The sequence below is a fragment of the Thermosporothrix sp. COM3 genome, from assembly GCF_059696735.1.
The window spans coordinates 1611305-1634265 of sequence record NZ_AP019376.1 but is presented as its reverse complement, the minus strand read 5'-3'; the positions used below and the strand labels follow the sequence as shown (position 1 = coordinate 1634265).

Below are 22961 nucleotides of genomic sequence, written 5' to 3'. Positions count from 1 at the left end.
AGTCTTTATCAGGACAGGAAGATGAGCAGGGTGTAAAGGAAGAGGAGAATGAAAAGATCCCCGCTGCTTGAAAGCGGGGATGTCTGTTCTACTGATAAGCGAAAGTGACGTTGACTGATAATCATCTGACCCGCACCGGCACCTGGGCGAATGAACAGATGGTTGGTCGGACCAGGCGCTCAAAGTCCGCAAAGCGAAGCTTCATGGTCTCGGTATGTGTGCCAATCGGGAAAACAATATTCTCCTGACGCTTTAGGCTTGAATCTACAAAAACTGGAAGATGGTACAGATTCCCGAATGGTGGCATAGAGCCAACATCGCAATTAGGGAAAAGCGTTCGCAGGTCATCTTCTGCGGCAAGACGGACATCCGTTGCTTGTAGTTCGTGCCGCACTTTGTCAAAGTCGACGCGAGCAGAAGCGGGTAGGACAAGCATGCAGATTTTGTTGTCTGCGTACACAATGACGCTCTTCGCGACCATTTTGCCCGAAACGCGCTCATATTCGGCAAGCTGCTGAGCAGTATACGCGACGGGGTGATGCTGAATGGTGTAGTCTACTCGCTCGCTATCAAGATATTCTTCCAATACTTTCTGGCATTGCATGGTAAGCACCTCATACGTGACGACGAGGCATCCTGCCGAGTGCCGTATCTCCCAGTTATGATACGTCTGAGGGCTCCTCTACGTGTCAGTGTATAGCTTGCTGGTGCCTTTTCCGCGCCCGTTGCATGAATTGCAAAAACGATCGATCAAGGCGACTGGCCGCTTTGTACCCGTTTTGAGCATATTGCTGTCGAGCAAGCTGTGATATGCTGCTGTCTGTTCTTGTTTCACCAGGAAAAGGGTGATATACTAGAACTATACCCCTACCCGGGGGGTCTGCACTTGAGAGGAACTGCTATGAGTGATGAGAGACAGCAGGCAACCTGCTTGCCTGTTTCGATCAGTGAGAAGGCTGAGCAAGCAGAGAGGCGGAAGACCCCGCTTTTTGAGCGCCTCTCTTGCGCTATGCCCTCGACTGGCCGAATAGAAAATATAGGAGCAATCATCGGGGCACTGGCTCAGTTGCTTACCGCCTCTCGCCAGTTTGTGCAATCGCTGAGCTGGCTCGGAGACGCCATGCAAGCCCTGCCGACAAAGGTCGTTGTTGTGGAGCGTGTGCGTGATCCGGTATGCGGCAAGCGCGTTGATCCACATACCACCCGGCTGACAATCGAGCATCAGGGGCGAATCGAGTTTTTCTGTTCAGAACAGTGTCGCGATCTATTCACAGAAACGGCTCCACAGGCGGAATGATTGCGTGAGTCAGCTCGGTTCGCTGCATCTTTGCGACAGACTGAGGTGTGGCATACAGTATCTCTGATATGCTTTACTAAAAATAGATTCTCATCTGTTCTGTGAATCACTAGAAAGTGTATAGTGTTGTATCATGGAGAAGAAAAAGTATACAGTTCGTAAAGGAGAACCACACGATCTGGTAACGATTGAAGCGCTCTGGTCGGCTTCTCAGGACGCTGATACCGCTGCATTTCGGCCTTCATCCGGTTGGTGGTCGCTTGTGGCATGGGCCGATGAGATACGGCTGTTGCTGGCGGATCACGAGCCAATCGGCGTTGTTGCGGTCGTCTTTGATGAGAGAGGGTACGTCGAGGCACGTCTGGCCCTGGCTCCTGTTCATCGAGAGAAAGAGGCTGCTGATCTTCTGATTGAGCAAGTAACTGCATTAGCCGCAGAAGCGGGAAGAGCGCAGATTCGGCTCTCCATTCCCTCGCTTGCTCAATGGGCGTTGGAGGCTGCTCGCCGTCATGGGTATACGCCATTGCGAGCCATTCATATGATGCTTCGTCCCGCTCAGGAAGGCCGTTTGTCGGTAGCAACGCCGGAAGACGTGCAGATTCGGCGTATACGTCCAGATGAAGACTTAGCAGTTCTGGATGCATTGAACCGTGCCTGGTCGACAACCTGGAACTTCCGTCCGATCAAGCTGGAGTCGCTTGAGGCCGACTTGCGCGGTCAGCGAGATGGCTTCTTTGTCGCGACGCCGAAAACGGATGAGGCGCAGATTGTGGGCACGGTACATGCGCTCTTTGATCCGACTGCACAGAATCCTGATCAGCAGCCGTATGCCTGGATCTCGAACCTGACCGTTGATCAGTCGCAGCGGGGCAAGGGGCTCGGGCGTATTCTGCTGGCGACCGGTATCAACTACTTGAAAGAGAAAGGGGCCGGTTCGATTGCATTGGGTGTTGATGGTGGTTCAATTGCGCCTATGAAGCTCTATCGTTCGGTCCATTTTGAAGTGATCCGCACGGTCGATATTCTCCAATATGTGTTGACGTCGGATGAAATGGCGACCGATAGAAGGGGCACAACTGCGCTGGCGTAGGATGTTGTTCAGGGCAGAGCGCAATGAATCGAGGATAGATGCGCATGCCCTGAATAACATCCCTTGCTCTTCAGAAAAATGTATGGTATGATAAAAGTGTACCCCCTGGCAGGGGGTAAGGGTAAAATCCCTTTCTTTTTTGTACACCTGTAACCCCATCCCACCGGGTATGGGAGATCATAAAGGAGAAAAACAATGGCACAAGTTATTGATCCCGTTTGTGGAATGACTGTTGATCCAAATACCGCCCGCTTCTCAAGCGAGTATCAGGGCGAGACCTTTTACTTCTGCGCCCCCGGGTGCAAAAAGACGTTTGAGCAGAACCCTGCATCCTTCCTTCAGCAGGGTGAGACGAAGCAGAAAGGGCATACCTGTACCTGCGGCCACTGCTCGTAAAGCCTCTTCATAGGGAAATCGTGCTCTGGAAAAGATGCTTGCTTTTTCTAGAGCACGTTTCATTTTTCCTCTGTATTTGTTTGCCGGAAAACGCGCTGCCAGAAAGAAAAGAACTGAAAAACCGAACAGGGTGGAGGTCTTTTCGATGCAGCTTTCCCGATCTGTTGATCGTTTTATACAGCTTGCCTATTCTCCGTCTGCTCCCTTGCCTGGTGTTCTTCCTCCGGCTGCTCAGGCCATTATCCGCAATGCGCAGCTTGCGACTGCCGAGGAAGTGGATGCGGCGCTTCAACGTCTCCGAGAGCCTGTAGAGCGTGCTGAGCTGCTCCCGGCCGCCGTTGCATCGTTGGTATGTGGCACTCTGGTTGAGCAGGGCGCAACGCCCGAATGTGCGGGCGAAGCCATTCTTCGGCGTACACAGAAAACACTTGCACTTGCAACATCCTTTATTCAGGCATGTATGCGTGAGGCCGCTGGTGAGCTTCCAGCAGAGGTTTGTGTTACCCGCTATCGTGAGGCTGTAAGCAAGCAGCTCCCACAAGAAGCGCAGGCGTTTGCCCGTCAGGATATGTTCCTCTCCGCTGCTACAGCGATTCTATTGCGCAGTGGTGCTTTGCGTGCCCTTTTTCAGCGTGATGATGCATTTCTCGCTTTGCTCAAGCGCTATCCTCTTGACGAAAAACTCTACTATCTTGAGCGGCTGATGAGCATGCTTGATGGCGAAGAGATGCTTGTGATCCATCCAGAACTCAAGCGCGGATATCGCATTCGGATCGATGGCATCGCCGACAATTTTCAACTGCATACGCTGCTTGCCGATACACTGATCGGTGATCCCGATGAAGGTTGGCTGCCCGGTACGCGCCCTGATCCCCTGGCCGCAGAAGCCTGCCGAGATGGCTATTTTCCGCAAGAGGACGATCCTGAAGCGGCACACTTTCCTCTGGTCGAAGGGGCTTTCAACCTGTGGAACTGGACAGCATTGCGCCCGGATGGCACGCTTCCTGAGCGCCCTTTTGATGCATCTTCACACTGGATCTGGAATGAGGGGACGCCGGCTGATATTCAGTTGTTTGAGGGAATTCGGGTGATTCTGTTAGGGCCCCCTCCTTATCAGCGCACCTGGAATGCCGGTCGCTTCTTTCCCTTGATGAAGGGTGAGCTGACCGTTTGCGAGGTGCTCTCTTCCGCCCGGGTCGAGAACTGGCTGACTCGCATGGCCCGAGCCCCACGCTAGACTGTCAATCCAGTTTTTTTTGCATTGGCCGAACATGTATGCTATACTATTGGCATGGAACAGATACAGTTGGCAAAGATTGCAGCGGCATTCAGTGATCCAATCCGGGTACGCATCATGGATATTCTGATACAGGGTCGAGATGAAAATTGTGTCTCGGCGCCGCATCCTGAGCTGCCGCATGCTATATGTCCATATGTGGATGTGCTCCCGAAGCTCGGGAACATTGCTCGCTCAAAATTGTCATACCATCTGAAAGAGCTGCGCGATGCCGAACTTGTCGAAGAGCGCAGGATGGGCAAGCAGGTCTTTTACCTGGTCAATCAGCAAACAATCGGGCAATTTCTACACATGTTGGAACAGCGGTACCTGGGGCAGGGAAGGAAAGCGTAGGTCTGACAGAGAAGAGGCGCAGAACCGGTGTTATGGCGGTCTGCGTATCTTCCCTGTTGTTCCCTGTCTTAGAGTTCCACTGCCTTGATACGCCTCCTCTCTAATCCACTGGTTCTCATCGAGAGAAGGCAAAGGATGACTCCGAGCAGGCAGGCGCTCGCCATAATTATCACATCAATCTCGATACCGCTCTTGATTGTCTCCTTCCCGAGCTGTGATCCCAGAATGGCCACGCTCAGCAGGCCACCGATCTGACGTGCCGCGTTAAGCGCTGCCGATGCAACCCCCGAGAGCTCTTTTGGCACATTTTCCAGCACGACTGCTGTCATTGGCGACGCGACGAAACCCGCGAGCGCGCCGATCAGCAATTCACCAAGCAGAATCACAGGCAATGAGGTGTGTAATCCAAGCAGGACGACCAGCATTCCAGTCATACCCAGGAGAAGCCCGATTGCAAGCGCTTTCTCAGGCCGCAGCAGGCGCATGATGTGCTTGGTCATAAAGAGCAACAGAAACGAGCCGAACGCTGTTTGTGGCAGGAAGGCAAGTCCCGTCTCGAAGGCTCCGTAGCCATATGCATGCTGGAAGTAGATCGCGAAGGCAAAGAGCATGCCGAAGAAGCTAAATTGATAGGCAAGCGCGACAAAAAGCGTGGTTGAGACTTTGCGCGAACGGAACAAAGCCAGTGGAAGCATTGGCTGAGAGCTATGAGCCTCAATCCGGATGAAAAGCAGGGTACAGAGGATCGCGAGCGCCAGCATGCCGATTCTGAGAGCTGGCGGGAGATGTTGCCACTCGATCAGCCCATAGCTTAGAAATAGGCAGGCCAGGATTGCAAACACCTGCCCGGCCAGATCTAGCTTTTTGCCGGATTGGGCTGGTATTGGCTGGATCGTCAAGAGCATCAGGACAAGTGCCAGCAAACCAGCGGGAATGTTAATGAGAAAGATGGAAGGCCAGCCGAAGCTATCTACCAGGATTCCCCCCAGAAGCGGACCACTGGCAACTGCGAGCGAGCTGATGCCGCCCCAGGCCGCGACCGCTCGGTTACGCTCCTGTGGATCCTCGAAAAGGTGAGCGACCAGGGAAAGGGAGTTCGGTAGGAGTACTGCCGCCCCTGCTCCCTGAAGGGCGCGAGCGATAATCAGCCATTCTACCGAGCGCACCAGGCTACAGATGAGCGAGGAACCAATAAAGATGAGCAGGCCGAGGCCAAAGACGGTACGAACGCCGAAGCGATCACCCAGGGTGCCAGCCGTCAGCAGAAAACTGACGAATACCAGTATATAGCTATCAGCGATCCATTGGATGTTCTCCAGAGAAGCGTGCAAGCTGTGCTGAAGAGCCGGGAGCGCCACATTAAGAATGGTAGTATCAAGGAGCACAATGAAGGAACCCAGGCTCAGAGCGAGGATGGCTGCCGCCTGTTTCCAGTTTTTAGTTCGTTCGATATGTTGTCTACTCATAATTTCCTCAGAACGAAGTTAGCCGTATAGGGACTCAGTGCTATGTATGCGGACGGATAGGTGTTCCTTGTCACTATAAAGTCGCTGTGTTATATTTGTCAATATAGAGATAATGAAGTTTGTGTTCAGTTTTGATAATAAGGAAAGCCTGCAATGGAACTGCGTCATCTGATTACCTTTCAAACGATTATTCAGGAAGGAAGCTTTCTTCGTGCTGCGGAGAAGCTTCAGTATGCCCAATCCACCATTACCCTGCATATTCAGCAGCTTGAAGCCGACCTGGGGGCGAATTTGTTTGCCCGGCGAGGCAAGCGTGTGCAACTTACCGAGGCCGGTCGCGCTCTCCTTGAGCAGGCGGACGCGCTGATTCTCCGGGCGAAAGCCTTGCAGCAGACAATGAAAGATATCGTGCTTGGCAATGCCGGTCACATCCGTATAGGTGCTGTCACCTCTGGTGTCTGTTGTTGGCTCCCCTCGCTCCTTACCACCTTTTTAGAGGAGAGGCCGAATGTGCATGTGACCGTCGAAACTGGAACATCGCATCACCTCAACCAGCGGGTCGCCGCAGGCCTGCTAGACGTAGCCATCTGTTCATCACCAGAGGCTCACTTGAACCTCCTCTTTGAGCCCATGTTTACCGAATCGATGCTGCTGTTGTTGCCTGACCAGCACCCGCTTGCGGCAAAAGAAGCGATCTTGGTGCGAGATCTTGCGAATATGCGCCTTTTATTGAGCGGTCATGGGTGCTCGTATCGTCGTTTGATCGAGACAACGCTGATCCAGCGCGGGCTGAATCCTTTCGCGAAGATCGAGTTTGCAAGCTGGGAAATGCTCAAACAGGCTGTGTTGAGCGGGCTTGGGCTTGCGATTGTGCCAGCCAGTGCCATGAATTCCCTGCCTGCTGGACTCGTTCTACGCGAATTGGATAACGTCACGATGCAGCTTCCTATCGGGCTGGTCTACACGGCTGAGAAAAGCGAGCCGGTAGGGGCCCTACAGGCGTTCATGCACCTGCTACGCTCCTACCTGAAAAAGGATCAGGAAGCGCTTGAGGAGCTACGGTCGTCAACGCTCAAGCCTGATTCCGGGCAAGCCATTCCCGTTTAAGCAGGCCATAATAGGTCTCGTCCAGAAGCTCGCCTTCCTGGTCGTAGCGTTCACGCAAGGTACCCTCATAGGTAAAGCCAAGCTTTTCAAGCAGCGTTTTTGAGGCAATGTTCTCGATGTCAATGATGGCTTCTACGCGGTGCAAGTTGAGCTCGGTAAAGCCAAAACTCAGGATAGCGGTCATTGCCTCAAACATGATGCCCTTTCGCCAGTGAGCTTGTGCGAGTTCGTAGCCAGTTTCCGCGACGCGATGTTCAGCCCTGAAGTGGTGAAAGCCACATATACCAATCAGCGTATCGTCGTTTTTCAAAGTGATGGCCCATCCAATTGCCTCGCGTTGTGTGTAGCTTTGCCGTGCCTGCTCTAGCTGCTCTCTGGCCTCATCCAGAGAGCGAAGCGGCGGGTGGCCGGAGTATTTCATCACCTCCTCATCTGATCGAATCGCGAAAAACTCCTTCAGGTCCTCAGGGCGAACTGCTCGCAGGCGAAGCCGCTCTGTTGTCAAACTCGGGAACTGAGTAAAGGCCGTATCAATAGACATGAAACATCCTCCATTGTGCTTTTCAAGAAGGTCTGCGAGAGCTTAAAAGAAGTATACATTTCTGCTCAGGATAGCCCGTCTGCTTTGACGGTTGCGTACGGGCTCGCCTCTGCCGGGGAGCCGATTGCGACATCTCCTCGGGTGATGGGCGCTGCTGCAAGCGAACCGGGAGAGGTTGGCTATAGATGTGAAAGAGCGTCCCGGCGATAGGTGGCATTGCCAGTTCATCCATCTCATGACGCCTATCCTGCAAGATACAATACTGGCACTGCTGTTGTAGCCGGCTCAGGAGTCGACTGAGTTGTCGCTTGGTCGCGGCCTCACTTTTGCCGACAATCCGAGCAATTTCCGCGCTGGACAGCCGAGCGGCAAAACGAAGAATCAGCATCTCGCGATCGGTCGGGGCAAGAGACTCGATCATCGTACGAACCTGTTGAAAGGTCTCGCGATGGATCAAGGCCTCTTCTGGCGTTTGCTCGGGCGCAATATTGTCGCCAATCTGTTCCCAGGAAACCGCTGGATGAGTAGTACGATGGAAATCGATCAGACGATACTGAGCTATCCCGAAGAGCCAGGTTGCGGGCGTGCCTCGTTGCGCATTATATGTATGTCGCTGCTTCCATGCTTGCAAAAAGACCTGTTGTGTTAAATCGGCAGCATCGTCTTCATGCTTGAGGTGCGCAAAGAAATAGCGATAGATATGCGTCGAGTATTGCGCATAGAGTGTATCGAAAGAAGGGAGTCCCTTCTGAGTCTGTGGTGCTGGACTATCTGAGAGAACGATAGCTCTGATCCTCCTTTTTTGTCTTATCTTTATATACGAAGCTCTGGGGAAATGGGGACATCAAAAACGACCAATTTTGGAAAGAAGCAAAAAATTTGTTTGTGGGTGCTCGGCTTCGTGGACAGAAAAAAGCATCGGGAAGAAATCAGCTATAGAGGATGGCCGCCCTTTCCCTCTGTTTCTCATTCCCGAAGGATGCTTCGGGCGGCGGCAGTGAGAAACGTTTTCTCTACAGAGGCGCGGTAACAGCAGATAAAAGAACGTGGTTTTGTGAGCATGTAGAGAAAATAGGCTGATGGTTAATGTTGAGAACCGCGTTCTCTGTTTGGTTGTCTGGTAGAACCATTCCGAGAGGTGTTGTCTTCCTGGTTCTGTGCTTCGTTGGCTTGCATGCGCAATGCCGCTTCTCTATTGATGGGAATAACTTTCGATGTTTTCCCTCGACTCCCTGACAGGCGTTTCGCCATAGGAGACCTCCTTTCTCTATAGTAGATAGTGTGAGTCAACTATCTCTGCTTTTACGATACTCATCGTGCCAAATAGGCGGTTCTATTGGCTGTGCCTTTTTCCTTTATGGTGGAAAAGGGATGGATCCTTGTTCTCTCATGAGACGGAAAAACGCTCGCAGAGTTGTTAACGGTCATCAAAATGCAACATACTGATTTTCAGTGTAATAAAGAAGTAAGAGTTATTTTGTTGTATAGAAAGCAATACCGAGATCAAAGTATCATTCCTCTCCCATTCCTCTGGCCCATTGCCTGACTTCACCCTCACATCTGCCGCAATAGCTGTAGAAGAAGAATGAACCTCTATTCTTGTTGATTTGCGTGTACAAGAAGCTGATAGAGATGGAGCTGTTTCATGCCCGCTGATACAATCTCTTTTGAACTGGATATCGTTGTTGAGCCGTGCGCTGGCGACGCGGTGCGCCTGCATTTGCTTGAGAATGGACGCTCTGTGAGCTGGCTTCAGATCAACCCTCATATCATGTGAGTGGGCAAGTGCTCTGTTGCCAGTTGGCTACCTGACGGACGTAGAAACCAGGCAAGAGGAACGAGGCAAGGGCTACGGGCGCTGTGTCCGGGAAGCAGCCATACGCTGGATGCGTGCTCTTGCACTGCTTCACGGTATCACCGATTTTTACCCGAAATTTGGCTATATCGGAGTCGATAGTGCAGTGTTTTCGCCTGTATATCTGTTTTAGCTGAAGGGATTCGATCATTTTGTATGACTGGGACAATACTAGTAAAGATCATTGTGATTCGAGAGATAGTATGAAAGAGATACAATTGCTATGGCTTGGATTATCCTTATCATCGCAGGCCTGTTCGAGATTGTTTGGGCGGTTGCTTTGAAAGAGAGCGCGGGCTTCAGTAAGCTGGTTCCAAGCATTATCACCGTTATCGGTATGGCTATCAGTGTCTGGCTGCTCGCTCTGGCAATCCGATCACTTCCTGTAGGAACCGGATATGCTGTCTGGACGGGCATTGGAGCCCTGGGAACGGCCATTATTGGTATTCTCTTTTTGCATGAAAGTACCAGTATCCCGCGACTCATTTTCCTTGCTCTGCTGATTATCAGCTTGATCGGACTAAAACTCAGTACGCCCGAAGGCTGAAAGCGGAGCACATCCGCTATAGCGTAATTGTGCTTCTGCTATAGAAGCGCTCCCTCACATTAGAAGGGAAACGCTTCTTGCTTCTGTACGGGCTTGATGCCTCGCAGGAGAAGGGACGCGAAAATGTCGCTATAGTGGATTGTGACCGGGAAACGTGATCGCGTCTGAACATCAGCGTGCAACAGAGTAAAGGAAAGGACGGAATGAAGCGCTTGTTCTATGGAAAGAGGCGGCTCTGTTCGGATGTGAAGTGGCTCTACAGGCGCTTCCTGTGCGGATGGCTGAGCCGTCACAAGCAAGGCCTGTTGCTCATCAAGCTTCAACGCGCATCCTGCTGATGGGTGTATTGCTTGTGCTTGTCTGTCTGCTGATAGCTCGTCTGCGCTGAGCTCGACACCGTAGAGATGTGGTATCCCGGTTCTGAGAATCTCGACCGGCAGAAATTGGGCCTGAATATGGGCGCCCCAGGCCTGTAGCGCCTGTTTTTCATTTCCCCGGAATGGACCATCACGATGTATAACAACTCGCTTCCCCTGAAAGAGCGTTGCCGGGAAGAGTGCCTGTATTGCCTCAGATATATTTTTCTCTCCTTTGATGCTGCAAAGTTCATAACGGAGAAACTCACCGGTATTACGAAAGATGCGTGAAATTGCAGTCATTGGTATTTCATCGTCCGGTTGCTTGCTGGTTGGACAAGCGACATCAAAGCCAACGACCATATCGGCATAGGGAAGCGGCGTTCCAAGTGCGTGGGGCGTACCTCCAAGCTTGTTCAGGATCGAGAGTGCGATAGCGTTTTCTCCATGTGTAAGTGTCGCCTGGTGCACGATTTGCCCTGAAATGCCCAGAGCGATCGTTAACGCGGTAAAGAGATCTGCCAGACCCCATTGTTCCGCCTCCCGTCCTGGCTCATCGGGCAGAAGCGCCAGGATGAGATCAGCACCGCGCTCATGAAGATAGTGTAACGCTTCTTCCAGTGATTGGTGAGAGAAAGTCTGTAAAGAAGCAACTCCGTTATAGCGGGCAGGAACTCGATACAGGCGTAACGTTTGATGGAGCTTTTCGAGAAATTCCCGATAAGGACTATCTGGAAGCGCGTTCAGCACTCCAATTGCAACAGGCTTTTTGAGTGAAGCGTGCTTGTAAACACCGTATTGCTGGATATGCTCCTGTAGCGCACTGACTTCACAGGTATGATTCTGACCGACACGAACAGTGGGCGTAAAGTGAAGGTCCGCCGTATCCAGAAAGGACGCTGAGTGGCGCTGTGAGCTATATGCGGGGCCAAGCAAGCCGCGTTTGCGCCCGATCCTGACAACCTCTTCCAACATTGTCGAGCTGCCTGCTGGCGTAAGACGAAGAGCGGCTTCAGCCTGCTCTGGATCGATGCCGAGGCGCTCATAATCCGCTGGTCGAGCCAGGATGCGGAGCGCTCTGGCGACATAATCATAGGTTCGGCGATGGGCATAGATTCGGACGACTATTTCATCATCTGCTGCTTGCTCAATAAATCGTTTTGAGCGCTCTTTCGGCTTAAAAGCAAGCAGACGCTCGCGATGCTCTGCAACGGGACCGACAATATCCATAACGGTTCCCTGCATGGTAGAAGCCCGATCAGCGACCATAAAATGAAGGATTGCATCGACAGAGTCGACATTTTTGAGGTATGATTGAAGATCATAGATCGTTTGTAGTCGCGAACGAATCGAGATCGAAAGAGCCGGTTGTCCCCAGATGGTCCAGCCGCGAACCTCACACTCTCGCGTAACCAGCGTTCTGTTGAGATTATGCGCAAACCGGGCTAAAGCGGCGTCTACGTCATCTCTCAGCTCGGGCCAGAGCGCTCGTGCCGCGAAGTCGGCCTGAGCTTGCGGCGTTGGCTGCCAGTCGGGCACCGGTTGAAGGGCGAGCAGGCTTGCGAACGCCTCTGAAGGATCATTCCGAAGTGTTTCTACAAATGCTTGAATATCCTCTACGGGCGTATCCGTCACAATGTATGGCGTGGACCATGCCCATCGTCCTGAGAATGCTTTTTTCAAGCGATAGGGAAGTTTTCCGCCAATAGCAGCGAGCTCCTCGTCTGCTGTCTGCAATTCATACGCCAGCAGCTCCGGGATTGCCTGAGGCTGAACGGGAAAGAGTTCACTGATAACAACCGGCTTCATCTGCATGCTATACCTCTCCCACTTGTAAACAATGATGTGCATCCCCTGCGTGAGGAAGCGAAGGCTGATATATGCCTTCCTCTTCTCTATTCTGAAATGGCCGCCAGAAAGTGGAAATGTTTTTGCCTGTTGTCACTATAGAGGAATTTTTCTTCTCATTCTCGCTGTGGCTCGGGAGGGACGGTATCGGCGATCTGCAACAGGTTTTGTCCTAGCTTGCGTATAGCGTCACGTAGCTCCGCAGGCTGATGGACGACAAAAGGAAAACCTATAACAAGCAGGTAGCGAGCCAATTCATCCAGGCTAAAATACGTGGTTTCAAAGAGCGTTCCCGCTTTCGTCGGCGTTAAGGTACCATAGGACGAGGGGATTTTATGTCGCACCAGATGCAGTGCAGCCTGAAACTCAACCTGGACGTGCCAGCGAGCCGGGACAGCCAGAAAGTGCTTGTGAATAAACTCCTGATAATCGAAGCTCTCATCCTTCACGAACTTGTCTGCAAGGACCTCCATGCGCTGGATGCGGTCAAGGCGAAACTGTCGATAATCTTTTCGTAAGCGACAGTAGGCGACAAGGTGCCAGTGCCCGCGCCAACCAAGCAGGCCATAAGGCTCAACTTCTCGTTGAGTGACAACATTATAATGCGAACAATATTCCAGCGCGACGATATGTTGTTCGTGGATGGCTGTACTGAGTTTCACTAATAGTGAGGCATCAGGGCGTGTCTCGTTTTGATGAGGGGAAAGCATAATGTTTGATGAGATCGCCTGTAGACGCTCGCGACCATGAAACGGGAGGACACGATAGACCTTTGCAAGCGCTCCTTCAACTGCAACTGGAGAGATCTCAATCTCAAGCCAATGTGCGCCCAGGAGACCGAGAACTACTGCTGTGGCCTCTTCTTCTGTGAAAAGCAAGGGAGGAAGCTTAAAACCAGGACGTAAACGATAGCCGCCGCCCGGTCCACGAGCCCCTTCAATGGGCATACCCATATCTTGAAGCATCTGAATATAGCGGCGGATGGTGCGAGGTTCGACCTCAAGGCGCTGTGCCAGTTCCTCTCCACTCATAGAAGGGCGCGTTTGCAGTAATTCTAGAATTGTCAGCAAGCGAGTTGTCGGGCTATACATTATTTCTATCTCCATGCTCTAGATTGCGCAGGTATATGGCTCATCTCAAGTATGCCTGAATGGTCCCATTTCTGCAAGAGGAACGAGCAACCTCGTGCAATCAGGGCGGAATATGCCCTCTTTCTCCTGTATACTTACATACAGAAAACACTCAATAAGGAGACTATTATGATCGAACATTTGAACCCTGAGACACTCCATAGAAATATGGCTTTTACGCAGGCTGTAAGTGTGACTGGACCGGTGAAAATGGTGTATATTGGTGGGCAGAATGCAGTAGATCAACAAGGGAATATTGTTGGAAAGGGCGATGTGCGGGCTCAGACTCAACAGGTGCTGGAGAATATAGAGAAGGTGCTGACTGCGGCTGGAGCGCGGCCAGAGCATATTATTAAATGGACCGTCTTGCTGGTTCAGGGATGTCCGCTTCAGCCCGGTTTCGAGGCCTTTCAGCGCTTCTGGGGGAACCGTCCAAACCCGCCAATCATTTCGATGTGTTATGTCGCTGGTCTGGCGCATCCCGATTTCCTGCTAGAAATAGATGCTGTCGCTGCTGTTCCTCTATTGGACGAATCCACGAAGTAGGACTATTGCTGAAGGATTGTGAGGCTATAGTGAACACGCATAATGAACAGAAAGAAGTATATCTATACGAACCCTTACGCGAACAGCGTGTTGTTGGGCAGACAAAAAAAGCAGGCTTCCAGATAGGAGTACGGAGAACGATTGCAGTACCAGTTGAGGATGCGTGGGCAATGCTGACATCCGCTGAAGGGTTAGGGCTCTGGTTAGGAGCGCCCCTTCAACTGGAGCCAGGGGCTTCCTATCAGGCGTCAGATGGGGCTACAGGCACGGTAAGCGTCGTCAATCCAGAAGAGAACATCCGGCTGACATGGCTTCCCCGGCTTCATTGGCCGCGTGCGTCAATAGTTCAGGTGCGTGTTATTCCAAATGGGGCAAAAACGGTGATCAGTTTTCATCAGGAGCACTTGCCCGGTCCCTTCGAACGAGCTCGGATGCGCGAGCACTGGACGAAGGTGCTTGATGCTCTGCAAGCCTCTCTGGAGAAAACGGGGAAAGCACATAAGCTATATCAGCATACACTTATGCCTGAAAAGTAGTTCTTCTCCTTTCAAAATCGATAGTAAGGAAAAACTGGAAGAGATTTTTGAGAGGTATCATACCGATATACCCTCATTAGCTTGATAAGAGCTTTTATAGTGAGAAGAAGAGAGATAACAGGATAGCTCTTCCGAACAGGTAAAGTGGCTTCTGGAGCGGGTCACAACCGAATCGACTCGAAAAATAGAGACGTCCGATGCGAGGTTGCAAGCTGCACTTGTCATTACACTATCAACCTGGATTGTTCTCTTATGCCGATGATAGGTCTCCTGTGGCTAATGAAGATGTTGAAGATCTGTTGTCTATCTTGCAGGAGATACTGGAAGTGCTGCTTTTTGAGCAGGAAGCGATCGGCTTTTCTCCTCGCTACCTATTGAGAACAAGCAGGCAAGAAAACACGATGGACGAGCTTTCCTGCCTGCTTTAAAGCTAGAATTCGAGCGGGAGGCTGCGAAGCGCACGGAATTTTGACCCGCTCCATACGAGTTGTTCAGGAGGAACAGCCAGGCGCAAGTGAGGGAGACGCCGAATCAGCGTTCCAATCGCAATCTGACTTTCCTGGCGGGCTAAAGGCGCTCCCAGACAAACGTGAATGCCTTTGCCAAACGCGACATGTTTGTTTTCTTCCCGGGTAATATCCAGCTTTTCGGGATGCTCGAATACATCAGGATCAAGGTTAGCCGCTGTCAGCCCGACGAGCACGATATCACCCTTGCGAATCTGCTTGCCATAGAGCGTTATGTCTTCCGTTGCCCAATGGGATCCGGCTGCAAAGATTGGTCCAGTATAGCGTAATAATTCTTCTATAGTGGATGGAAGCAGCGACGGGTCTTGCTGAAGCAGTTGTAATTGATCCGGGTGCAGCAACAATTCGAGGACGCCGTTTGCAATCAGATTGACCGTCGTCTCATGCCCGGCAACGATAAGTAAGAAAATGCTTGAAATGAGTTCATTTTCGCTTAATTTATCTTCTTGTTCCCGGGCCTGAACCAGTAAACTGATGATGTCATCCTCCGGATTCTGGTGTTTTTCCTCGATCAAGCGCTGAATATAGCTAATAAAATCTTCTAAGGGAGCATTCAGAGCTGCGAATTCCTCGGGCTTTTGAGGTGGCACGATTAATAGTTGTGTCCAGTGGCGGAACTGCTGGCGGTCCCTGGCAGGAATGCCGAGCATCTCACAGATGACTGTAATTGGTAGTGGATAAGCGAACTCAGAGATCAGCTCGATTTTCCCTTTGTCCTCAACAGCATTGATCAATTCATCCACAATTTGTTGCATTCGTGGTCGCATCTGCTCGATCATGCGTGGAGTAAAGGCTTTCGCAACCAGCTTGCGCAGACGTGTATGATCGGGAGGATCGACCGCGAGCATATCGCGCCGTTGCAGTACATATTGCTCAAGCGCAGAATGGTACCTGGTTGTCTGTTCCTTTTCTTCTGGCGACAGTAGTTTCAACCTGTCCCTCGTGAAGGGATGAGGATCTTTAAGCAGAGCAATAGCGTCCTCATAGCGAGTGAGCAGCCAGAATTTGCCTATACTCGGGTACTCGCCGAGGTCGATAATTGGCCCCTGTTCGCGCAATTGCTTGTAAAACCTGATAGGATCTCTCTTTGCTTCTAGAGAAAACAGGTCGTTAACTGTTACGTTCCTCATTTTTTCCTTCTTCTGTCGGACCTTTTGCATCCGGCAAGCGTTCTCATCTGATCTTGTTGACTGAATGAGTTTATTCAGTCATACCGTTTTGATACTCGAAGTATAGTCCGAAAGAGGAAGGGCTGTCAAGAGAAAAGTGAGTACTATCCTCCTAATTTGGAGAAGCTCGTTTCCTTGCAGACTGTGCTTGCGAGGTAATGAAGATTTGGAGAAAGAGGGCAGGCTGAGCCCGAGAATATCCGGACTCAGCACCAGAAGAGGATGACTATGTATTGATTTATAGATCAGGAGATCTGATGCTGCATCCACACGTTTGGTTCAATATAGATGCCTTCGTTGCGCTCATGCGAGAGCTCAAGCGGGACGAGCGCCTCGGGGATAATATAAGCACCGCTTTGTGGAAGTTTCATCCCGCTCCAACGCTCCCAGTCTTGCACCGTGCCGGGAATAACCATCGAGCGCGGCGCAACTTTGAGTATACGCGCTCCCAGACGGGCATGAACCCGCATCCAGGGATCGAAGGGCAGGCCATCTTCTCGTGTCCACCTGACATAATCTTCCATCGGGATAAGCGGGTAGCGGCTTTTGAGTGAGGGCCGAACTGGCGCGATGAGAGAGGTATAGCCATGTTGTTGCGCCAGCGCTCGCATGCCCTGCACTATCTGTGTACTGAGCTTTTGTCCACGGAACGAAGGCCGAATCACAATCGCCAGTGCTGAGAGTGTGTTCGGTTTCCTGTTCTGATGCGGGGTTGTTCCTTGAATGAGCGCGTCTTCCCAGCTTTCTGGAAGCCCTTCAATGGTGCCATCCCAGTAGAGCGGGACTGTATAGCCTGCGGCGATTACCTGATTCTCCTTATTAGAGAGCGTGAGCTGATACTGAGGGAGCATCTCGCACAGGAAAGGCCAATGTTTGTCGGCGACCGGATCGTTGGTCATGAAGGGGGGCCAGCCCTCGTTGTCAAGCGGGCCGAGCTGTACACGAAGATGTGGGCTATCGCGTATGGTTGCTAGCGTATAGTTCATATTCTATCCTTTCTTGAATGGATTCTCCTGTTATTATGTGCGAAATCAGTGTGATAGTGCAAGAGAGCATTGCACTATTTTACATTTAGAGTGTCTTATGCATCTTTCTGGTGAATTGAGCGAGACAGGGAGCCTGCCATGCTTTATAATGAGGGTGTGAAGCCTCTTCAAATGTTGCGATACGGAATGGAAGGGGTTGTGCAAGCGGTACAAGAGTAAACGAGGAGAAGATATATATGAATCATGAAGAGATTCAGAGGTTCTTTGAACATCTGGTTGAAACAAAGGCAATCTGCCAGCTTACACCGGGCATTCGGATGCAGGTTGAGGAGGTCGATATGCATTACGACAAAGAGAAGAATCTTCATGTCGTGATTACAGTAGGAGACGAAGATTATAACGACTATTTTGAGATGATCTTTCCTGCGCAGGAGAAAAAGCAGGCCCCTTCCTCGAAGAAGCCTCGCCGTTAAATGATATTCTCTCTGTAAAAGAAGGAGCAGGCTCCTTCAGGAAAAGTCGTGTAAAAGGGATGGAGGAGACGCAAGATATACTTCGCCTTCTCCACTTTTTTATTGAAAGCGAGGTAATACCTCTTTTAGCAGTAATTCTGCTGTGGTCATATCGTCGAAAGAGTTGCACCCAAGCATAAATGTATCAATACCGAGATCGATGTACTGCTGAAGCTGTGCCGCGATCTGGTCGGGAGTGCCTGTTAAGCCACGATCATGTAGCGTGCAGGCCTCTTGTTCGGTGGCCACGCAGGTGCAGCGTCCGAACCAGCTCCGCTGCACGCTGGAAGGATCACGCCCGACTTTCTGGCATTCCTGTTCAAGTACCTTTGCTCGCGCGGCATAATCTTCGGGGGTGAGCCAGGGAGCATTCCAACCGTCTGCATAGCGAGCAACAAGGTGTAGCAAGCGCGTGCCCTTGCCTCCTATAATGATGGGTGGAATGGGGTCCGGCTTTGGCTCGCAGTACGCCGCCTGGACTGAGAAGTGTTTTCCCTGGAAGGTTGTTTGCTCATGGGTCCAGAGCGACTTGACGATCTGCAAAGTCTCTTCAAGCTGCTCAACGCGCACCCGTGGGGAAGGAAACGGATAGCCGTACGCACGATATTCTTCCTCATGCCAACCTGCGCCAATGCTGAGGAGAAAGCGCCCGTTACTCATATATTGCAGGGTTGTAGCCATTTTTGCCAGCAGTGCAGGATTGCGGAATGACTGGCAAAGGACCATATGGCCTACTTGAAATTGAGGATATTGGGCAGCAAGATAGGTCAGGGTTGTCCATCCTTCAAGAACCGCTGACGAGCCGAATTGCAGGTGATCGACAAACCAGAGCGAGTCAACGACGCCATCCGCAAGTTCGATTTGCTTCTGTATCATCTTATGGAATTGCTGCTGAGAGATACCCTCGGTTGGTCCAACAGAGAGAGCCCAGCCGAACTTAACTGTCATATTAACCTCCTCGTGATGACTGCCTTCCTGCTTGTTTCTTTTGTGACTCAGAAAGCAAGAAGGCAGACGGAATATGGAGTCTCAGTTCCCTTTATGGTGTATTCGGGCTGTTCGATTTTTATTATACTCTATGGACCTGGGCTGCTGCGAGAAGAAACGCGTCTCTTCTCTTAATGTGCTTGCTTGTAGCGTGCCACTTCCCGACGCTGCTGCAAGAGAGCGGAGAACTGGAGCAGTCCGAACGCCTCGACGATAAGGGCGATCAGGATGACAAAGCTCTTACCCCAGAGCGTGAGCGGTGGGAGTTGAACAAGCAGCAGAATGATACTCGCGAGTACCCAGGCATCATTGATGCAGACCGTTATCAGGCCGTTTCGCGGGTGTACTTCGGGCCCTCTGCTGATGAAGAGCAACCAGGCAACATAGAAGAACAGGCCAATTCCTACAATGATTGGGAAGATAGGATCTGTGAATCCCAGAATGGAAGCAAGCGGGCTGATGCCGACACCCAGAAACAGGAATGCGCCTAGAAGAGAAGTTGCGGCATCAAGTTGTATAAAGAGTTTCAGCCTGGAAGATGTGGAACGAATAGAGTGCTGTGCCATCTATCGAAGTCCTTTCCTGTTGTATACTTGCTCAGAAGCTTTCATTTCGCTTGGTCACGCTTCTGATCTACAATCAGCATAGTGGTAAAAGCACTGCCATTCCCAGTCAAAGCACTGCCATATACTGCCAATTTTTTAGGTAGTACCAGAAAAAAACTCATACTTGACAGATTTCGTACAGACTGCGATAATCGGAGAAACGTTTGTACTAAGTTTGTGATGTGGGAGCGTATGGTATGACGGGTTATTTTGCCGCAGGCGCAGGAGTGCTCGAAATCCTCTTTTTCGGTCTGTCGCTCTGGCTTGGAACTTACCTCTTCAGTCGAAATGTGAAGAGCACGCGTGTCGGGCTGGTTGGGGCAGCACTGATCTCTTATGCACTGGCCGCTGGCTGCATGTACCTCGAACCCATTGCTCCCTTTTCACATGCGATACTGGCTGTTCCCGCACAATTGTTGCTGTTGTTGCCTCCCTTACTCTGTGCTGCGATGCTGATCTGTACTCGCGTCGAGAATCTGTTTGGGGTTGCTCGTCAGGCTTTTTTCAGCGGGCTTGGTGTGCTTGGCTGGTTTGTGGCGTGCGGCGGTATATTCTTCTTTTTGCATCCATTGATAGCTCTGGGCGCTGCTTTGTTGCCTCTTGTGGCTGCGCTGGTGCTCTGCTGGCGGCACCTCCGGGACAAGCAGCCGCTTTTGTTCGTGCTGCTGGCTCTGATCTGTACCTCTGCTTTTCTTGCGGTATCGTGGCCCCTTGCTTGCTTGCCAATGGGGATCAATCTACTGATGCTTGGCTGGCTGGTTGCCGCGCAAGACGCTGTAGAGCAAGGGGAAGCATTCCTGCCCGATGTGTTTCGGTCGTTTGATTATTCATTGTTGCTGGCCCTGCTCTTTGGAGGACAGGTCGCGCTGCTCTTCTGGATAGGAGAGAAGGTAGAGTTCCCGCTTGCGCTGCTCCTGCTGAGTATCATTGCAACTTCTATTCTGGTACAGGTGTTTTCTCGTTCTGCTCGAAAAATAGCAGAGAGAATTGCTTTCAGTACATTCCCACAGGTGCGTGAGGCGCGGGCTGAACTGCATGATGCTGCCGATGCTCTCCCGCGAATCAATCAGCAAATAGACATATTGAACACTGACTCCGAAGAATTCGTGCGTTTGACGCGACGAGCGTTGAGCAACTTTGGTGATCTGCAACGGCTGGCAAGCAGCCCCCTGACGAGGCTTCCACAGGTGCAAGAGCGGCTCGCTGCCCGGGGGGCGAAAGATGATGTGCTGGAGCGAGCTACCGAGCTGAAGGCCCTGTTAAGTGAGAGCATCGAGCGGCTGAAACCGCGTGCGAAGGGCGACTTTGGCACCAGCGACGAATGGCGCTATTATAACGCGCTCTATTTCCCCTATGTAATGGGTATCAAGCCGTATAGTCGGCGTGGTTCCTCCGATCCGCCTGATCCCACGACTCGCGAGGCGCTTGAGTGGTTTCGGTTGCAGGTCCCCGAGCGCACGCTGTATAACTGGCAGAATAAAGCGGCCCGGCTCATTGCTGCTGATCTCCGAAATCAATGTAAGTTACTATTGCCTGAAGCAGCTCGGGAAGCCGGGTGAAGCCTCTCTAACCTCTTCTTTGAGAAAAGCGCTCCCGTTATTGTATTCCCTTGCTCGTACAATGGAAAAGAAAAGAGAAGCGCGACCGCTAGACAGAAAAAATCAAGTAGGTCTGCCGTACTCTCCTGGATGCGCGAAGAGAAAGAGGGGATAGAAAGGTGAATGCGTCACAGCAAGAAGAACCATACACTGATTCAACTGTGTTCTGGTACCATCGATTTGTAAAAGGGGCAGCTCTGCTGATCTGGATCGCAATAGCCGGAGTGGTGTTCTGGCTGGCCGGGCGTGTGGGGCAGGCGCTTCTGTTGCTCATTTTGGGTGCACTGATCGCCCATATTTTGGCGCCGCTGGTTCGCTTTTTTCAGCGTTGGTTACCGCGCTGGCTCTCGATTGTGCTGGTGTATGTCTTGATTCTCTCGTTTGTCTGTGTCCTGCTCTTCTTCATTATTAGTGCAGCCATTCGAGAACTATCGCTTTTCATTGGCTGGATGGAGGCGTACCTGTCTTCGGGGCGTGGCCTGATTCCTCAGCCAATACTCGATTATATGAATAAATTGGGCATCTCGCAGGAGCAACTCCAGCGCATGGGGGAGCAGTGGTTCTCACAGATCCAGAAGGTTATGAGCTCAATTTTCCCATTGTTGAGCAATACGTTTGCCCTTTTTATCAATACTGTACTGGTTATCATGCTCAGTATCTATTTCCTGTTAAGCGGCCCTGCTATCGCGCACTGGCTGACGAGCCGGACACCGAACCGCCATCAGCGCAATATCGCTTTTGTGCTGCAAACAACCGGGCGTATCATCGGTGGCTACATGCGTGGAAATCTCCTGCTTGGTGCTGCCATGAGTATTCTAACGGGAATCGGACTCTTTCTGCTCGGGGTTCCATACGCATTTTTGCTGACAGTGCTGGCTTTTGTCATGGAATTTGTACCGGTGATTGGTGTCTATATTCTGGGCGGAACGATTGTCCTGGTTGCCCTGACGAAGAGCCTGCAAACGGCGGTGATGGCGCTGGTGCTGGTGATTCTATTGCAGAATATTGAGAATAACATTCTGGCACCGCGTATTATCGGGCGCGTTGTGGGTCTGAATCCTATTTTGACGGTCTTTGCGATTGTGGCAGGGACCAATCTTTTTGGCATTGCGGGCGCTTTTCTGGCTGCTCCGGTAGCGGCAGTGCTTCAGGAGCTGCTGAAAGCGAGCTGGAGCCACTGGCGTGAAATGCATCCCGAACAATTTCAGAATGAGCAACCGGGCAACTGAGCGCTACTCAGCCTGTTCATGGAAGGGCCAATCAGGGAGCGGCTCGCGTACCTGTCTCCACGCCTCAGGAATGCCCTCAACGCCGGTTGCAAGCACGACGATGCCTCCGACAATCGCGCACGTGGTGTCAACATCGCCCCCGGCACTGGCTGTCAGCAGAATGGCTTGCTTATAGTCTCTGAGGTGCTCGCCGGCACACCAGAGCGTAAACGGGACAGTATCCTGTGCCGAAACCAGGCTGCCGTTACCAAGCATTGCAACCACTGCATCAAGCGCCGTTTTTTCCGAGATATCGCGGGCCAGCCGTAGTTTTCGGCGCAGTTCGCTGGTTGGCACAAAGGGAAGGACAAGGTCAATAAATTCGCTACGTGTTGGCAGTTGAGCCACACCACGGAGGCTCCATGCGTGTGCGGCGGCAACCGCGACGGCAATGGCTCCCGCGACACCTTCCGGGTGCGTGTGGGTGACTTCGGCAGAGCGTGCGGCCTGGATGACGACCTCCTCCATTGATCCGGCAAAATAGGCACCAACGGGCGCAACACGCATTGCTGCCCCATTTCCATATGATCCCTGACCTTCAAACTGGTTGCTTGCTCCATCTTTCCAGGGAAGCCCGCTCTGAAGCGCTCTGAGTAGCTGGTGCATGGCCGGACCATAGCCGCGCCGGGGATCATAACGTTGTGCAAAACTGCGGGCCAGTTGTTCCTGCTGGATATACCCGTATTGCCGGAGTATCGAGACGATTGAGAGTGCCATCAGCGTATCATCGGTGAATGGCTTGGGTGGCGTTTTGGCCTGGTAGGCTGCTTCCACATGTTCGAGGATATACGGATTGGAGAAGAGGCGTTCCCCAAAAGCATCCCCAACTGATAGCCCCTCAATTGCGCACAGGACGCGCTTCATTCGTTCATTATGGTTTGCTGGTAGTTGTACCTCGTGCATCTTTCACTCCTTCCTCTACCATCAACACTGTAAACCACCCATAAGGCGGCTGTCAAGCTTT

Annotated in this window: 27 protein-coding genes; 15 read left to right on the top strand and 12 right to left on the bottom strand. The window is 51.7% G+C overall.

The annotated features are described in order from the left end of the window. Positions 1 to 121: 121 nt before the first annotated feature. Complete coding sequence (locus KTH_RS07085; protein WP_497617483.1) at positions 122 to 604, bottom strand: aminoacyl-tRNA deacylase; 483 nt, start codon at positions 602 to 604, stop codon at positions 122 to 124. A 297-nt stretch (positions 605 to 901) separates the two neighbouring features. On the opposite strand from KTH_RS07085, the gene KTH_RS07080 reads away from it, so the two are divergent. The 5 genes from KTH_RS07080 to KTH_RS07060 all read left to right on the top strand — a co-directional run bounded on the left by KTH_RS07080 (position 902) and on the right by KTH_RS07060 (position 4413). Continuing rightward, on the top strand, positions 902 to 1297 hold the full coding sequence (locus KTH_RS07080) for a YHS domain-containing protein (RefSeq protein WP_497617481.1): 396 nt from the start codon (positions 902 to 904) through the stop codon (positions 1295 to 1297). Positions 1298 to 1430: 133 nt separating this feature from the next. After that, positions 1431 to 2387 (top strand): GNAT family N-acetyltransferase, encoded by a 957-nt coding sequence (locus KTH_RS07075; protein WP_497617479.1) that lies wholly within the window; start codon positions 1431 to 1433, stop codon positions 2385 to 2387. A 195-nt stretch (positions 2388 to 2582) separates the two neighbouring features. Further along, on the top strand, positions 2583 to 2783 hold the full coding sequence (locus KTH_RS07070) for a YHS domain-containing protein (RefSeq protein WP_497617477.1): 201 nt from the start codon (positions 2583 to 2585) through the stop codon (positions 2781 to 2783). Positions 2784 to 2928: 145 nt separating this feature from the next. After that, positions 2929 to 4020, top strand: coding sequence for a hypothetical protein (locus KTH_RS07065; RefSeq protein ID WP_497617475.1), 1092 nt, complete (start codon positions 2929 to 2931; stop codon positions 4018 to 4020). A 69-nt stretch (positions 4021 to 4089) separates the two neighbouring features. Beyond that, positions 4090 to 4413: an ArsR/SmtB family transcription factor gene (locus KTH_RS07060; RefSeq protein WP_497617473.1), complete on the top strand. Its 324-nt coding sequence runs from the start codon at positions 4090 to 4092 to the stop codon at positions 4411 to 4413. A 68-nt stretch (positions 4414 to 4481) separates the two neighbouring features. Here KTH_RS07060 and KTH_RS07055 read toward each other — a convergent pair whose 3' ends face one another. Continuing rightward, positions 4482 to 5879, bottom strand: a complete 1398-nt coding sequence (locus tag KTH_RS07055; RefSeq protein WP_497617472.1) for an MFS transporter — start codon at positions 5877 to 5879, stop codon at positions 4482 to 4484. Between the two features lie 153 nt (positions 5880 to 6032). On the opposite strand from KTH_RS07055, the gene KTH_RS07050 reads away from it, so the two are divergent. Further along, positions 6033 to 6986 (top strand): LysR family transcriptional regulator, encoded by a 954-nt coding sequence (locus KTH_RS07050; protein ID WP_497617470.1) that lies wholly within the window; start codon positions 6033 to 6035, stop codon positions 6984 to 6986. Here the strand turns inward: KTH_RS07050 and KTH_RS07045 are convergent. The 3 genes from KTH_RS07045 to KTH_RS07035 form a co-directional block, all read right to left on the bottom strand. Further along, positions 6952 to 7527: a GNAT family N-acetyltransferase gene (locus KTH_RS07045; protein WP_497617468.1), complete on the bottom strand. Its 576-nt coding sequence runs from the start codon at positions 7525 to 7527 to the stop codon at positions 6952 to 6954. The two genes, KTH_RS07050 and KTH_RS07045, sit on opposite strands and share 35 nt — an antisense overlap. A 22-nt stretch (positions 7528 to 7549) precedes the next feature. Beyond that, positions 7550 to 8311: an RNA polymerase sigma factor gene (locus KTH_RS07040; protein ID WP_497623195.1), complete on the bottom strand. Its 762-nt coding sequence runs from the start codon at positions 8309 to 8311 to the stop codon at positions 7550 to 7552. Positions 8312 to 8610: 299 nt separating this feature from the next. Then, positions 8611 to 8778, bottom strand: coding sequence for a hypothetical protein (locus KTH_RS07035; RefSeq protein WP_497617466.1), 168 nt, complete (start codon positions 8776 to 8778; stop codon positions 8611 to 8613). Between the two features lie 394 nt (positions 8779 to 9172). Here KTH_RS07035 and KTH_RS07030 point away from each other — a divergent pair, with 394 nt between their 5' ends. From KTH_RS07030 to sugE, 3 genes are all read left to right on the top strand, one after another. Then, positions 9173 to 9304 carry a hypothetical protein gene (locus KTH_RS07030; protein ID WP_497617464.1) on the top strand — a complete coding sequence of 44 codons (132 nt, stop codon included), beginning with the start codon at positions 9173 to 9175 and terminating at the stop codon, positions 9302 to 9304. 16 nt (positions 9305 to 9320) lie between these two features. Beyond that, a complete protein-coding gene (locus tag KTH_RS07025; RefSeq protein WP_497617462.1) occupies positions 9321 to 9515 on the top strand; it encodes a hypothetical protein in 195 nt (64 codons plus the stop codon). Positions 9516 to 9605: 90 nt separating this feature from the next. Further along, the gene (gene sugE, locus KTH_RS07020) at positions 9606 to 9929 is read left to right on the top strand and encodes a quaternary ammonium compound efflux SMR transporter SugE (RefSeq protein WP_497617460.1); all 324 of its coding nucleotides are present in this window, start codon (positions 9606 to 9608) and stop codon (positions 9927 to 9929) included. Positions 9930 to 9988: 59 nt separating this feature from the next. Here sugE and KTH_RS07015 read toward each other — a convergent pair whose 3' ends face one another. Further along, complete coding sequence (locus KTH_RS07015; protein WP_497617458.1) at positions 9989 to 12100, bottom strand: hypothetical protein; 2112 nt, start codon at positions 12098 to 12100, stop codon at positions 9989 to 9991. A gap of 149 nt (positions 12101 to 12249) precedes the next feature. Then, positions 12250 to 13224 carry a helix-turn-helix transcriptional regulator gene (locus KTH_RS07010; protein ID WP_497617456.1) on the bottom strand — a complete coding sequence of 325 codons (975 nt, stop codon included), beginning with the start codon at positions 13222 to 13224 and terminating at the stop codon, positions 12250 to 12252. 168 nt (positions 13225 to 13392) lie between these two features. Between KTH_RS07010 and KTH_RS07005 the strand changes: the two genes are divergently transcribed. The 3 genes from KTH_RS07005 (at position 13393) to KTH_RS06995 (ending at position 14773) form a co-directional block, all read left to right on the top strand. Then, a complete protein-coding gene (locus tag KTH_RS07005) occupies positions 13393 to 13809 on the top strand; it encodes a RidA family protein (RefSeq protein ID WP_497617453.1) in 417 nt (138 codons plus the stop codon). A 29-nt stretch (positions 13810 to 13838) separates the two neighbouring features. After that, positions 13839 to 14345 carry an SRPBCC family protein gene (locus KTH_RS07000; RefSeq protein WP_497617451.1) on the top strand — a complete coding sequence of 169 codons (507 nt, stop codon included), beginning with the start codon at positions 13839 to 13841 and terminating at the stop codon, positions 14343 to 14345. Between the two features lie 272 nt (positions 14346 to 14617). After that, positions 14618 to 14773, top strand: coding sequence for a hypothetical protein (locus tag KTH_RS06995; RefSeq protein ID WP_497617449.1), 156 nt, complete (start codon positions 14618 to 14620; stop codon positions 14771 to 14773). 2 nt (positions 14774 to 14775) lie between these two features. On the opposite strand, the gene KTH_RS06990 is transcribed toward KTH_RS06995, so the two are convergent. Together KTH_RS06990 and KTH_RS06985 are read right to left on the bottom strand one after the other, a co-directional pair. Beyond that, positions 14776 to 16002 (bottom strand): cytochrome P450 family protein, encoded by a 1227-nt coding sequence (locus KTH_RS06990; RefSeq protein ID WP_497617447.1) that lies wholly within the window; start codon positions 16000 to 16002, stop codon positions 14776 to 14778. 284 nt (positions 16003 to 16286) lie between these two features. Then, on the bottom strand, positions 16287 to 17027 hold the full coding sequence (locus tag KTH_RS06985; RefSeq protein ID WP_497617445.1) for a GNAT family N-acetyltransferase: 741 nt from the start codon (positions 17025 to 17027) through the stop codon (positions 16287 to 16289). A gap of 236 nt (positions 17028 to 17263) precedes the next feature. Here KTH_RS06985 and KTH_RS06980 point away from each other — a divergent pair, with 236 nt between their 5' ends. Further along, entirely contained in the window at positions 17264 to 17500 is a 237-nt protein-coding gene (locus KTH_RS06980) for a hypothetical protein (RefSeq protein ID WP_111321811.1), read from the top strand. Positions 17501 to 17599: 99 nt separating this feature from the next. Here KTH_RS06980 and KTH_RS06975 read toward each other — a convergent pair whose 3' ends face one another. Together KTH_RS06975 and KTH_RS06970 are read right to left on the bottom strand one after the other, a co-directional pair. Continuing rightward, positions 17600 to 18487: an LLM class flavin-dependent oxidoreductase gene (locus tag KTH_RS06975; protein WP_497617443.1), complete on the bottom strand. Its 888-nt coding sequence runs from the start codon at positions 18485 to 18487 to the stop codon at positions 17600 to 17602. Between the two features lie 170 nt (positions 18488 to 18657). Beyond that, positions 18658 to 19092, bottom strand: coding sequence for a hypothetical protein (locus KTH_RS06970; protein WP_497617441.1), 435 nt, complete (start codon positions 19090 to 19092; stop codon positions 18658 to 18660). 236 nt (positions 19093 to 19328) lie between these two features. Between KTH_RS06970 and KTH_RS06965 the strand changes: the two genes are divergently transcribed. Then, entirely contained in the window at positions 19329 to 20690 is a 1362-nt protein-coding gene (locus tag KTH_RS06965) for a hypothetical protein (RefSeq protein WP_497617440.1), read from the top strand. 158 nt (positions 20691 to 20848) lie between these two features. Then, complete coding sequence (locus KTH_RS06960) at positions 20849 to 21958, top strand: AI-2E family transporter (protein WP_497617438.1); 1110 nt, start codon at positions 20849 to 20851, stop codon at positions 21956 to 21958. A 3-nt stretch (positions 21959 to 21961) separates the two neighbouring features. On the opposite strand, the gene KTH_RS06955 is transcribed toward KTH_RS06960, so the two are convergent. Beyond that, on the bottom strand, positions 21962 to 22900 hold the full coding sequence (locus tag KTH_RS06955) for an ADP-ribosylglycohydrolase family protein (RefSeq protein WP_497617436.1): 939 nt from the start codon (positions 22898 to 22900) through the stop codon (positions 21962 to 21964). Positions 22901 to 22961: the final 61 nt, after the last annotated feature.